The organism is Kitasatospora sp. NPDC056800, from assembly GCF_042789775.1.
Taxonomy (GTDB): Bacteria; Actinomycetota; Actinomycetes; order Streptomycetales; family Streptomycetaceae; genus Kitasatospora.
Genome location: NZ_JBHUAL010000254.1, coordinates 1 through 12,583 on the forward strand (window position 1 = coordinate 1; position 12,583 = coordinate 12,583).

Consider the following 12,583-nt stretch of genomic DNA (forward strand, 5'->3'; position numbering starts at 1 on the left):
GCCCGTGCCCGCCCCGCCCGTGTCGGTCGCCGCGCGGCCCGCGACGAGGGGTCACGCCCCCGGGATCAGCCCCGGAGGCGCCCCGGCGTCACTTCTTCCACTTGGTCAGCGGACCGTCGCTGGCGCTGTAGCGGCGGAACGCGTAGACGGCGGCGCCGTCGTCCGAGACCAGGTACTCGGAGGTGCTGCTGCCGATGCCCATGCTGCTCGGCATCGTCATGGTGCCGAGGTCGGACATCGAGCCGTCGGTCGGCGAGAGCGTCACCAGCCGGGCCGGCTTGTTGTAGCCCTGGTCGACGATCGCGCGGACCTTGCCGTCCTTGTCGGTCCCGGCCACCAGGCGCATGTCGTTGCTCGTCGAACCGGAGTTGGCCGACCACAGCCGCTTGCCGGTGTTCAGGTCGTAGGCGTTGATGCCCGGCTTGCCGCCGCTGACCTGGACGTACAGCGTGGTGCCGCTGACCACGTTGCGGGTGAGGGCCTCGTTCTGGCCGGAGAGGCGCAGGCTGTCCGCGCCGGGCTCCTTGACGGACATCTGGGTGCCCGGCTTGTTGTCCTTGTCGAACGGCAGGACGTAGTCGCCCTGCGGGCCGTTGCCCATCAGCAGCACCAGCGGCTTGTCCTGGACGACCGAGTCGACCTCCTCGATGTTGCCGGTGAGGGTGATCGGGGTGCTGGCCGGCTTGCCGGTCTCGGCGTTGACGATGACCAGCTGCGACTTCGGGCCGCTGGTGCCGTAGCAGCGGTCGCTGACCGCGATCTGGGCGCCGGCCGCCTTGCCGCGCAGGACGCAGTCCTTGTCGCGAGGCTGGTACTGCCAGGCGGGCTGGCCGTTGGCGATGTTCAGGGCGGCGACGGCGTTGCCGCCGACGGCGACGACGTTCTCGGTGACGCTGAGGGTCGGCGAGGACATCCGGTCGGCCGAGACCTTGACGCTCCAGAGCAGCTTGCCCTGGGTCAGGTCGATGGCGCCGACGGTGGAGCAGTCGCTGTCACCGGTGTTGAAGGAGACGGCGGCGACGCCCTTGGAGTTGGCGGCGTACGAGGCGGTGCACAGCTCCTTGCTGCCGGCCGGGGCGGCGATGGTCCACGCCTCCTTGCCGTCGGTCAGGTTGAAGGCCCTGATCCCGGAGCTGTCGACGCGCACCGCGAGCTTGTCGGTGCCCCAGACGCCGAGCATCTGGTTCGAGCTGTCCGCGTTGGCCGGCTTGGGGGCGCTCCAGGCGACGTTGAAGGTGGCGCCCTTGGGAGCGGGGCCGGGGGTGGGGCCGCTGCTGGTCCCGCCGTTGTCGGTGGTGCCGGTGCTGACCGGGTCCGGGCCCGGGTCGGGGGCGGGCTTGGGGTCCTTGAGCAGGACGACCAGGGCGACCACGATCGAGATCGCCAGCACGCCGCCGATGATCCCGCCCCACAGCATCACCGGGTTGCGCTGCTTGGGCGCGACCGGCGCGACGGGGTAGCCGTACCCGGGCTGCTGCGGGTAGTTGTAGCCGCCCGGGTTGTAGGCCTGCCCGGCGTCCGGGGCACCGTACGGGGCACCGGGGACCGGGTCGTACGGGCCGACCGGCGCGGCACCGGGCGGCGGCGGGGCCTGGCTGGGGAACCCGGGCGCGGTCGGCGCGTACGCCGCGTACTCCGGGCTGCCGACCGACGGCTGCGCGGGCGGCTGCACGGGCGGTGCCGGCGGCTGGACGGGCGGCGGGCCCGCGGGCGCGACCGGGCCCGGGGTGACCTGCCCCGGGACGGCGGCGCCGTCGAGCTGCGTCATCTGGTCCGCGACGGCGGCCGGATCGACCCCGCCGCCCGGCGGGCGCCCGAACGAGACGCCCCGGTTGTCCTGCGGACCGCTGCCGGGCGTTTCGCCTGCACCCGGCGTAGGGTGATCCCCTGCCATTTGATTCCCCGTCATGTCTGGATGCGTCCCCCTGGCGGTGCCGTCCACGGCCCCGATGGGACGGGTGAGAAGTGGCACCATGTTAGTGGTGCGTGGTTTTCGGCCGTCGCCAGGACAGCGGTTCCCCGTCCCCGCAGGCCCGGGCCGCGCAACACCTTCACCCCCCGATCACCGCGCCCCCACGCCCGCGCCCCCGCTCGCCGGCCCGCGCCGGGCGGCCGCCGTCCGCGCCCCCCCCCCCTGCGCGCCCGCCCGCCGCAGCCGGGATCCCCGCCCGGGCCCCCGGGCCGTACCCTTCAGGAGTTGAAGGGGACGCCCGGCGGAGGGATCCCCGCCCTGGGAGGGTGGATCATGTCGACGGACACACCGGGCTCGCAGTCGTCGCTGCACCGGGCGAACCTGGAACGGGTGCTCCGCGCGGTGCGGATGGCCGGCTCGCTGACCCAGGCCGAGATCGCCCGCGGCACCGGACTGTCCGCGGCCACCGTGTCCAACATCGTGCGGGAGTTGAAGGAGAGCGGCACCGTCGTGGTCGCCGACACCTCCTCCGGCGGCCGCCGCGCCCGCAGCGTCTCGCTCAGCGGGGACGCCGGCATCGTGGTCGGCATCGACTTCGGCCACACCCACCTGCGCGTCGCGGTCGGCAACCTGGCCCACCGGGTGCTGGCCGAGGAGAGCGCCCCGATCGACGTCGACGTCTCCGCCCAGCAGGGCTTCGACCGCGCCGAGGCGATGGTCGAGCGGCTGCTGACGCAGGCGGGCTTCCGTTCCGACAAGGTGATCGGCGTCGGCCTCGGCGTGCCCGGCCCGATCGACGTGGAGACCGGCGCGCTCGGCTCCACCGCGATCCTGCCCGGCTGGACGGGCATCGCCCCGGGCCGGGAGCTGGCCGAGCGGCTCGGCATGCCGGTGCACGTGGACAACGACGCCAACCTGGGCGCGCTCGGCGAGCTGGTCTGGGGCGCCGGCCGCGGGCTGAGCGACCTCGCCTACATCAAGGTCGCCAGCGGGGTCGGCGCCGGGCTGGTGGTGAACGGCCAGATCTACCGCGGCCCGGGCGGTACCGCGGGTGAGATCGGGCACATCACCCTGGACGAGGCCGGGCCGGTCTGCCGCTGCGGCAACCGCGGCTGCCTGGAGACCTTCGTCGGCTCCCGCTACCTGCTCTCGCTGCTCGCCCCCACCCTCGGCCAGGACCTCAGCCTGCCCCGGGTGGTCGAGCTGGCCCAGCAGGGCGACCTCGGCTGCCGCCGGGTGATCGCCGACGCGGGCCGGCAGATCGGCACCGGCGTCGCCACCCTCTGCAACCTGCTGAACCCCCGCCGGGTGATCCTCGGCGGGGACCTCGCCGAGGCCGGTGAGCTGGTGCTCGCCCCGATCCGGGACTCGGTGGCCCGGTACGCGATCCCGAGCGCGGCCCGTCAGCTCTCGGTCGTCCCCGGCACCCTCGGCGGCCGGGCCGAGGTGCTCGGCGCGCTGGCCCTGGTGATGAGCGAGATGGGGGAGTCGGGCGCGCTGGGCCGCGCCTGACACCGCCGTCCGGCCCGCCCGCGTATTCAAACGCCTGTACGTCAACCTGAGGTGACCCGGCTTCCCGGCCCGACCTCCCGGAATGGCGGTAACCGAACGGTGGCACCGGGCGCGCCGCTTGGTGTCCGGCAGGCGGACATTAGACTCGACCGGTCGCCACCGGCCGGACCGTCGGACTGCCGCCGGACCGGGCAGCGACGCCCGTCGGACCGTCCGTGGTCCGCGAACACTGAACGAGGAGGAACGGGTGGCCCTGCTGACCCGCATTCGGGGACCGCGCGATCTCGACCGGCTCACGCCCGGACAGCTGGCCGCACTGGCCCAGGAGATCCGGACCTTCCTGGTGACCGAGGTCTCCAAGACGGGTGGCCACCTCGGGCCCAACCTCGGCGTGGTGGAGCTCACCATCGCGCTGCACCGGGTCTTCGACTCCCCGCGCGACCGCATCCTCTTCGACACCGGCCACCAGAGCTACGTCCACAAGCTGCTCACCGGCCGCCAGGACTTCTCCCGGCTGCGGATGAAGGGCGGCCTGTCCGGCTACCCGTCCCGGGCCGAGTCCGAGCACGACGTGATCGAGAACTCGCACGCCTCCACGGTCCTCTCGTACGCCGACGGCCTGGCCAAGGCCAACCAGATCCTGGGCAAGAACGACCCGGTCGTCGCGGTGATCGGCGACGGCGCGCTCACCGGCGGCATGGCCTGGGAGGCGCTCAACAACATCGCCGACGCCAAGGACCGTCCGCTCGTCATCGTCGTGAACGACAACGAGCGCTCGTACTCCCCGACCATCGGCGGCCTGGCCAACCACCTCGCCACCCTGCGCACCACCCAGGGCTACGAGCGCTTCCTGTCCTGGGGCAAGGACGCGCTCCAGCGCACCCCGGTGGTCGGCCAGCAGCTGTTCGAGACGCTGCACGGCGCCAAGAAGGGCCTCAAGGACTTCATCGCCCCGCAGGGCATGTTCGAGGACCTCGGCCTCAAGTACATCGGCCCGATCGACGGCCACGACATGGCCGCCCTGGAGTCCGCGCTGACCAAGGCGCGCGGCTTCGGCGGCCCGGTGATCGTGCACTGCCTCACCGAGAAGGGCCGCGGCTACCACGCCGCCGAGAACAACGACGAGGACCGCTTCCACGCGGTCGGCGTGATCCACCCGGAGACCGGCCTGCCGATCAAGAGCGCGGGCAAGGACTGGACGTCGGTCTTCGCCGAGGAGATGGTCGCGCTCGGCCACGAGCGCGAGGACATCGTCGGCATCACCGCCGCCATGCTCCACCCGGTGGGCCTGGCCCCGTTCGCCGAGGCCTTCCCGGACCGGATCTTCGACGTCGGCATCGCCGAGCAGCACGCCGTCACCAGCGCGGCCGGCCTGGCCACCAACGGCCTGCACCCGGTGTTCGCGGTCTACGCGACCTTCCTCAACCGGGCCTTCGACCAGGTCCTGATGGACGTCGCCCTGCACAAGCTGGGCGTCACCTTCGTCCTGGACCGGGCCGGCGTCACCGGAACCGACGGAGCCTCGCACAACGGCATGTGGGACATGTCGATCCTGCAGATCATCCCGACCCTGCGGCTGGCCGCCCCGCGCGACGCCGACCAGGTCCGCGCGCAGCTGCGCGAGGCCGTCGAGGTCAAGGACGCCCCGACCGTGGTCCGCTACTCCAAGGGCACGGTCGGCCCGGCCGTCCCCGCGGTCGGCCGGATCGGCGGCATGGACGTGCTGCGCGCCGCCGAGGAGCCCTCCGGCGCCCACCGCGCCGACGTGCTGATCGTCTCGGTCGGCGCGATGGCCCCCACCAGCCTGGAGGTCGCCGACCTGCTGGCCGCCCAGGGCGTCACCGCCACCGTGGTGGACCCGCGCTGGGTCAAGCCGGTGGACGCGGCCCTGCCGGGCCTGGCCGCCGAGCACCGGGTGGTCGTCACGATCGAGGACAACGGCCGGGTGGGCGGCGTCGGCGCCGCCGTGGCGCAGGCGCTGCGGGACGCGGACGTGGACCTGCCGGTGCGCGACTTCGGCATCCCGCAGGAGTTCCTGGACCACGCCAGCCGGGCCGAGATCCTGGCCGAGATCGGCCTGAACGCCCCGGACATCGCCCGAAAGGTGACGGCTCTGGTCGCCAAGCTGGACGCGGCGCCGGTCAAGGCCTGACCGGAGGCCGTCCGGGGGAGCGGTCACCCGTTCCGCAGACGACCGTTTGTCGTAACTCCGTAACAGTTCGTCACGGAACAAGCTGACAATCGCACTGAAAGGCGGGACCGGCGCCACCGGCGCCGATCCCGCCCGGTAGGTTGTCACCCGTGCCGACCCCCACCCGCCTCCGCCTCACCGGACTGGCCGAGCGCCTGCCCGAGCGCGTCCGTACCCGTGTTCTCACCGGGTACTGGACCAGGCTGGTGCCGGTGCTCGCGCTGGTCGCGCTGCTCACCCACATCCCCTCCTTCGCCCGGCCCGTCTGGAGCCCGGACGAGGGCTTCCTGGCCACCCAGGCCCGGATGCTGGCGGACGGCGGGGTGCTGTACGACACCGTGGTGGACCGCAAACCACCGCTGCTGCCCTGGCTCTACCAGGCCTGCTTCGCGGTCTTCGGCTCCGCCTCGCTCTGGCCGCTGCGCACCCTGGCGGTGGTGGCCCACCTGGTCACCGCGATCCTGCTGGCCTCGATCGCCCGCGGCCGCTGGGGCAACCGGGCCGGGGCCGGGGCCGGACTGCTCTACCTGCTGGTCTCCATCGGGCTCTCCCCGGAGGACACCCAGGCGGCGACCTTCGAGGTCTTCATGCTGCCCGCCATGGTGGCCGCCTTCCGGTATGCCGAACGGCGCCGCTGGCTGGCCGCGGGCATCGCGGTCGCCCTCTGCTCACTGACCAAGCAGACCGGCGGCGCGGTGCTGCTGCCGGTGCTCTGGATGCTGTTCCAGGACGCCCGCCGGCGCGGGGTGCGCTGGCCGCCCGCGCTGTTCAAGATCGGGTTCGGCTTCACCCTGCCGATAGCGCTGGTCGCGGTGATCCTCACCAAGCCCAAGGGCTTCCTCTTCTGGGTGGTCACCGGCAGTGGCGACTACGCCTCCTTCGGCGGGGCCTGGCTCCAGATGCTCGGCCGGGCCTTCGGCAACTCGGCCATCCTGGCCGCGGCCGGCCTGGGCTTCCTGCTCCCGGTCGGACGCCGGCTCTGGCTCAAGCACCGCCACCGCCCGCTGCCGGTGGCCGGCGAGGAGCACGGCTCGACCACCGACCTGTGGGTCTGGCTGCTCTCCTCGGTCGTCGCGGTCAGCGTGGGCTTCCACTTCTTCGGCCACTACTACCTCCAGCTGATCCCGCCGCTGGTGCTGCTGGGCACCGGGGCGGTCGCCACCTCGGCGATCCGCTGGAAGCCCGTCCTGCTGTACACCACGGCCGCCGCCACGGTGTTCTGGAGCCTGGCGCTGGCCTGGCCGGGGGAGCGGCTCAACCGCACCACCGAGGTCGCCACCGCCGTCGCCGCCCAGACCACCCCCAAGGACACCGTGCTGGTCTGGGGCATGCACCCCGAGCTGTACTGGCTGGCCGACCGCAAGCCCGCCACCCGCTACCTGACCGCCGGCTTCCTCACCAACTACAGCGGCGGCAAGGACGGCAACCAGAACGTCGGCGAGCAGTTCAGCGTCTCCAACGCCTGGCAGACCTTCGACAAGGAGCTGGCCAACGGCCTGCCCGAGGTCGTGGTCGACGACTCCGGCATCGCCCCGTACCAGCCGGTCATGGTCCCCCGGATCGAGAACCTGCTGGACACCCACTACGAGATGGTCGGCGTCTTCGCCGACACCGTGGTGTACCGCCTCAAGCACTGAGGCGGCCCGTACCCGGTTTCCTCGCGGCAACGCCGTACACGCCGGGTTCCCGGCGGCAGCGCCGTACACAGGACCTCGGGCGGAAACGCCGTACACGCCGCGTCCGAGCGGCAGCCCCGTACACACGGAGGAGCCCCGGTGACCGCCTGGTCACCGGGGCTCCCCCGTGTTCGGGTGCTGCGTTACGCGGGCACCGAGGCCACGCCGGGGGCGAGGAACGCCTTGCCGTTCACCCGCTCCGAGACGCCCTCACGGTCCAGGTACGGGGTGATCCCGCCCAGGTGGAAGGGCCAGCCGGCACCGGTGATCATGCAGAGGTCGATGTCCTGCGCCTCGGCGACGACACCCTCCTCCAGCATCAGGCCGATCTCCTGCGCCACGGCCTCCAGGGCACGGGCGCGGACCTGCTCCCCGGTGAGCACCGAGTCGCCGAAGGTCAGCAGCTCCAGCACCTCGGGGTCGAGGACCTGCTGGCCGTCCGTCCAGGTGTAGAAGCCGCGCTTGCCGGCCTTGACCACCTTGGCGAGGTTCTCGGAGACGGTGAACCGCTCCGGGAAGGCGCCGTGCAGGGTCTCCGAGACGTGCAGGGCGATGGCCGGGCCGACCAGCTCCAGCAGCACGATCGGGGACATCGGCAGGCCGAGCGGCTCGACGGCCTTCTCGACGTCGGCGATCGGGGTGCCCTCGTCGATGATGCCCTGGATCTCGCCCATGAAGCGGGTCAGGATCCGGTTCACCACGAACGCGGGGCGGTCCTTGCAGAGCACCGAGGTCTTCTTCAGCTTCTTGGACACCGCGAAGGCGGTGGCCAGCGAGGCGTCGTCCGTCGAGTCGCCGCGGACGATCTCCAGCAGCGGCAGGATCGCGACCGGGTTGAAGAAGTGGAAGCCGACGACCCGCTCGGGGTGCTTCAGCTTCGAGGCCATCTCGGTGACCGACAGCGAGGAGGTGTTGGTCGCCAGCACGCAGGTCGGCGAGACCACGTTCTCCAGGTCCGCGAAGACGGCCTGCTTGACGCCCATCTCCTCGAACACGGCCTCGATGACGAAGTCCGCGTCGCCGAAGGCGGCGGCCTTGTCCAGCGAGCCGGAGACCAGGCCCTTGAGCCGGTTGGCCTTGTCCTGGCCGATCCGGCCCTTGCCGAGCAGCTTGTCGATCTCGGCGTGGACGTAGCCGACGCCCTTGTCCACGCGCTCCTGGTCGATGTCGGTGAGGACCACCGGCACCTCCAGACGGCGGGCGAACAGCAGCGCCAGCTGCGAGGCCATCAGACCGGCGCCGACGACGCCGACCTTGGTGACCGGGCGGGCCAGCGACTTGTCCGGCGCGCCGACCGGGCGCTTGGCCCGGCGCTGCACCAGGTTGAAGGCGTAGATGCCGCTGCGCAGCTCGCCGCTCATGATGAGGTCGGCCAGGGCCGCGTCCTCGGCGTCGAAGCCGGCCTGGAGGCTGGCCTTGTCCGCGAGGTCGAAGTCCTTGGCGGCGGCGATGATGTCCAGCGCCTTGTAGGCGGCCGGAGCGGCACCGTGCACCTTGGCGTCGGCGACCATGCGGCCCCAGAGGACGGCGTCGTCCCAGGCCTTGCCGCGGTCGATCGCCTCGCGCTCGACGACGACGTCGCCCTTGACGACCTTGGCGGCCCAGAGCAGCGACTGCTCCAGGAAGTCGGCCGGCTCGAAGATCGCGTCGGCGATCCCCAGCTCGAACACGTCCTTGCCCTTGAGCTGCTTGTTCTGGTTCATCGAGTTCTCGACGATGACCTTGACGGCCTTACCGGCACCCACCAGGTTCGGCAGGATGGTGCAGCCGCCCCAGCCGGGGACGAGGCCGAGGAAGACCTCGGGCAGCGAGAAGGCCGGGACGCCCGCCGACACCGTGCGGTAGTCGCAGTGCAGGCCGACCTCGACGCCGCCGCCCATCGCCGCGCCGTTGTAGAAGGCGAAGGTGGGGACGGGCAGCGTGGCGATCCGCTGGAAGACGTCGTGGCCGCCCTTGCCGATGGCCAGCGCGTCCGCGTGCTCCTTGAGCAGCTCGACGCCCTTGAGGTCGGCGCCGACCGCGAAGATGAACGGCTTGCCGGTGATCGCGGCACCGACGATCGTGCCCTCGGCAGCCTCGGCCGCGACCTGGTCCAGCGCCTCGTTCAGCTTGAGCAGCGAGCCCGGGCCGAAGGTGGTCGGCTTGGTGTGGTCGAAGCCGTTGTCCAGGGTGATCAGGGCCAGCCGGCCGGCCTGCAGCGGCAGGTCGAGGTGGCGGACGTGCGCGGTCGTGACGACCTCGCCCGGGAAGAGCTCGGCGCCGCGGGTCAGCAGCTCGGTGGTGTTCGTCATGGTCACTTACCACCCTCGAGCTCGGTGTTCTGGGTCGCTCCGCTCCAGTGCGGGTTCTCCCAGATGATGGTGCCGCCCATGCCGAAGCCGATGCACATCGTGGTGAGGCCGTAGCGGACGTCCGGGCGCTGCTCGAAGCGGCGGGCCAGCTGATTCATCAGGCGCACGCCGGAGGAGGCCAGCGGGTGGCCGAAGGCGATCGCGCCGCCGTACGGGTTGACCCGCTCGTCGTCGTCCGCGATGCCGTAGTGGTCCAGGAAGGACAGGACCTGGACGGCGAAGGCCTCGTTGATCTCGAAGGCCTGGATGTCGTCGATGGTCAGACCGGCCTTGGCCAGCGCCTTCTCGGTGGCCGGCACCGGGCCGATGCCCATGACCTCGGGCTCGACGCCCGCGAAGGCGAAGGAGACCAGGCGCATCTTGACCGGGAGGCCGAGCTCCTCGGCGACGTCCTCGGCGGCCAGCAGCGAGGCGGTGGCGCCGTCGTTCAGACCGGCCGAGTTGCCCGCGGTGATGTTGCCGTGCGGGCGGAACGGGGTCTTCAGGCCGGCCAGCGACTCCATCGTGGTGCCCGGGCGCAGCGGCTCGTCCACGGTGGCCAGGCCCCAGCCGGTCTCGCCGACCTCGGGGTTGGTGTTGCGGATCGAGATCGGCACCAGGTCGGGCTGGATGTCGCCGTTGGCGTACGCCTTGGCGGCCTTCTCCTGGGAGCGCACGGCGTAGGCGTCGCAGCGCTCCTTGGTCAGGTGCGGGAACCGGTCGTGCAGGTTCTCCGCGGTCATGCCCATGAACAGGGCGGACTCGTCGACCAGCTTCTCGGAGACGAAGCGCGGGTTCGGGTCGACGCCCTCGCCCATCGGGTGGCGGCCCATGTGCTCGACACCGCCGGCCACGACCACGTCGTACGCGCCGAAGGCGATGCCGCCGGCGGTGGTGGTCACGGCGGTCAGCGCGCCGGCGCACATGCGGTCGATCGCGTAGCCGGGGACGGACTTCGGCAGGCCGGACAGCAGGGCGGCGGTGCGCCCGATGGTCAGGCCCTGGTCGCCGATCTGCGTGGTGGCCGCGACGGCGACCTCGTCGATGCGCTCGACGGGCAGGTTCGGGTTACGGCGCACGAGCTCCCGGATGCACTTGACGACGAGGTCGTCGGCGCGCGTCTCGTGGTAGATGCCCTTCGGGCCTGCCTTGCCGAACGGGGTGCGGACGCCATCGACGAAGACGACGTCCCTCGCGGTACGAGGCACGGGGGCTCTCCTCCCAGGGACCAACATGACGATTGGGCGGGCTGCCGCCGTCGAAGACCCGAGCGGCGCCGCATCACCGCCATGCTACCCGCCGGTAACCAACCTGCCCAGGCCCCTCGGAGGGATCCGACCATGTGTCCCCCGACACGTTCCCCGGCCCGTCCGACCAGGAGCGTCGTTCCCGGGTGCGACGGGCGGTGCGACGAACGGGTACGACGGACGGGTACGACGAAGGGGATGTCACCCGTACGGATGACATCCCCTTCCACGTGTTGCCGTGATCGGTCCTGGAGCGTGATCAGTCCTGGGCCGCGGCCGCGGCGAACGCGGCGGCCACCGCCGGCGCCACCAGGTCCACCTGCCACTGCCGGGCGCCGAACCCGCGCAGCGCGGCGGCCACGGCCTCGGGGCCCGGCTCGGTCGGCGGGTGCCAGCAGACCCGGCGGACGGTGTCCGGGGTCATCAGGTTCTCGGCCGGCACGTGGTACCGCTCGGCCAGCTCGCTGATCGCGGCGCGCGCACCGGACAGCCGGGCGGCGGCCACCGGGTCCTTCTCGGCCCAGGCCCGCGGCGGCGGCGGTCCGTCGTGCGGCGCGGTGGCCGGCGGCAGCATGTTCTCCGGGATCTCCCGGGCGCGCTGCACGGCCGCCAGCCACTGCTCCAGCTGGCGCCGGTGCACCCGCGGGCCGAAGCCCTGGACGGCCTGCAGGGAGGCGATGTTCAGCGGCATGGCCAGCGCGGCGTTGACGATCGCCGCGTCGGCGAGCACCCGGCCGGGGGAGACGTCGCGGTCCTGCGCCATCCGGTCGCGGACCAGCCACAGCTCGCGCACCACGGCCAGCTGACGGCGGCGGCGGATCTTGTGCAGCTGCGAGGTGCGGCGCCACGGGTCGTTGCGCGGGCCCGGGCGGGGCGCGGCGGCGATCGAGGCGAACTCCTCCATCGCCCAGCCGAGCTTGCCCTGGGCGTCCAGCTCCTGTTCGAGTGCGTCGCGCAGCTCGACCAGCACCTCGACGTCCAGAGCGGCGTAGCGCAGCCACGGCTCGGGCAGCGGGCGGGTGGACCAGTCGACCGCGGAGTGCTCCTTGGACAGGCTCAGTCCGAGCACGTTCTCGGTCATCGGCCCGAGGCCGACCCGGGCGAAGCCGGCGATCCGCCCGGCCAGCTCGGTGTCGAACAGGCGCTGGGGTCTCATGCCGACGTCGGACAGGCAGGGCAGGTCCTGGCTGGCCGCGTGGACGACCCACTCGGCGTCCTCGACGGCCTTGCCGAGCGCGCTGAGGTCCGGGCAGGCGATCGGGTCGATCAGGGCGGAGCCGGAACCCGCGCGGCGCAGCTGGATGAGGTAGGCGCGCTGCCCGTAGCGGTAGCCGGAGGCCCGTTCGGCATCGACGGCCACCGGTCCGGTGCCCGCGGCGAAGGCGGCGACGACGGCGCCCAGCGCCTGTTCGTCCGCCACGACGGGCGGGATCCCCTCCCTCGGCTCAAGGAGCGGGACCGGGGCTGCTTCTTCTGGGATGGCTGCTACGGCGTCGGTCACCCCCCAAGGGTACGACGGTCCTCGCGGCCGGGAGTGTTGTCGGACTGGTCAGACTGTTGATCGCCCGGGGGCGGCCCGCCCCGCTCCGCGGCGCGGTTCGCCCGCCGCGGGCCCTCCGGGGGTGACGGGAGTTCGGCGGCGGGAGGTTGACGACGGGAGTTCGACGGCAGGCCCCGGAACAGCGCCGCGGCGGCCGAGGAGGAAACGTTCCTCC

The 12,583-nt window shown here is 72.4% G+C and carries 7 protein-coding genes; 3 read left to right on the forward strand and 4 right to left on the reverse strand.

Annotated features, from left to right (window positions below; genetic code table 11):
• Positions 1-88 precede the first annotated feature (88 nt).
• On the reverse strand, positions 89-1,768 hold the full coding sequence (locus ACFRQN_RS36435; RefSeq protein WP_380744821.1) for a PQQ-binding-like beta-propeller repeat protein: 1,680 nt from the start codon (positions 1,766-1,768) through the stop codon (positions 89-91).
• A 477-nt stretch (positions 1,769-2,245) separates the two neighbouring features.
• On the opposite strand from ACFRQN_RS36435, the gene ACFRQN_RS36440 reads away from it, so the two are divergent.
• The 3 genes from ACFRQN_RS36440 (at position 2,246) to ACFRQN_RS36450 (ending at position 7,252) form a co-directional block, all read left to right on the forward strand.
• A complete protein-coding gene (locus ACFRQN_RS36440) occupies positions 2,246-3,424 on the forward strand; it encodes an ROK family transcriptional regulator (protein ID WP_049651274.1) in 1,179 nt (392 codons plus the stop codon).
• Positions 3,425-3,671: 247 nt separating this feature from the next.
• The gene (gene dxs, locus ACFRQN_RS36445; protein WP_259316759.1) at positions 3,672-5,576 is read left to right on the forward strand and encodes a 1-deoxy-D-xylulose-5-phosphate synthase; all 1,905 of its coding nucleotides are present in this window, start codon (positions 3,672-3,674) and stop codon (positions 5,574-5,576) included.
• A gap of 149 nt (positions 5,577-5,725) precedes the next feature.
• Positions 5,726-7,252: a glycosyltransferase family 39 protein gene (locus ACFRQN_RS36450; protein WP_234348350.1), complete on the forward strand. Its 1,527-nt coding sequence runs from the start codon at positions 5,726-5,728 to the stop codon at positions 7,250-7,252.
• 182 nt (positions 7,253-7,434) lie between these two features.
• Here ACFRQN_RS36450 and ACFRQN_RS36455 read toward each other — a convergent pair whose 3' ends face one another.
• The 3 genes from ACFRQN_RS36455 to ACFRQN_RS36465 all read right to left on the reverse strand — a co-directional run bounded on the left by ACFRQN_RS36455 (position 7,435) and on the right by ACFRQN_RS36465 (position 12,369).
• Positions 7,435-9,582, reverse strand: a complete 2,148-nt coding sequence (locus ACFRQN_RS36455) for a 3-hydroxyacyl-CoA dehydrogenase NAD-binding domain-containing protein (RefSeq protein ID WP_380744823.1) — start codon at positions 9,580-9,582, stop codon at positions 7,435-7,437.
• 2 nt (positions 9,583-9,584) lie between these two features.
• On the reverse strand, positions 9,585-10,829 hold the full coding sequence (locus ACFRQN_RS36460; protein WP_049651277.1) for an acetyl-CoA C-acyltransferase: 1,245 nt from the start codon (positions 10,827-10,829) through the stop codon (positions 9,585-9,587).
• 298 nt (positions 10,830-11,127) lie between these two features.
• Complete coding sequence (locus ACFRQN_RS36465; RefSeq protein ID WP_049651278.1) at positions 11,128-12,369, reverse strand: ribonuclease D; 1,242 nt, start codon at positions 12,367-12,369, stop codon at positions 11,128-11,130.
• Positions 12,370-12,583: the final 214 nt, after the last annotated feature.

Excerpts from the sequence above, each read along its gene's own strand:
- ACFRQN_RS36435 (WP_380744821.1), bottom strand. The coding sequence starts at position 1,768 with ATGACGCAGCTCGACGGCGCCGCCGTCCCGGGGCAGGTCACCCCGGGC.
- ACFRQN_RS36455 (WP_380744823.1), bottom strand. The coding sequence starts at position 9,582 with ATGACGAACACCACCGAGCTGCTGACCCGCGGCGCCGAGCTCTTCCCG.
- ACFRQN_RS36440 (WP_049651274.1), top strand. The coding sequence starts at position 2,246 with ATGTCGACGGACACACCGGGCTCGCAGTCGTCGCTGCACCGGGCGAAC.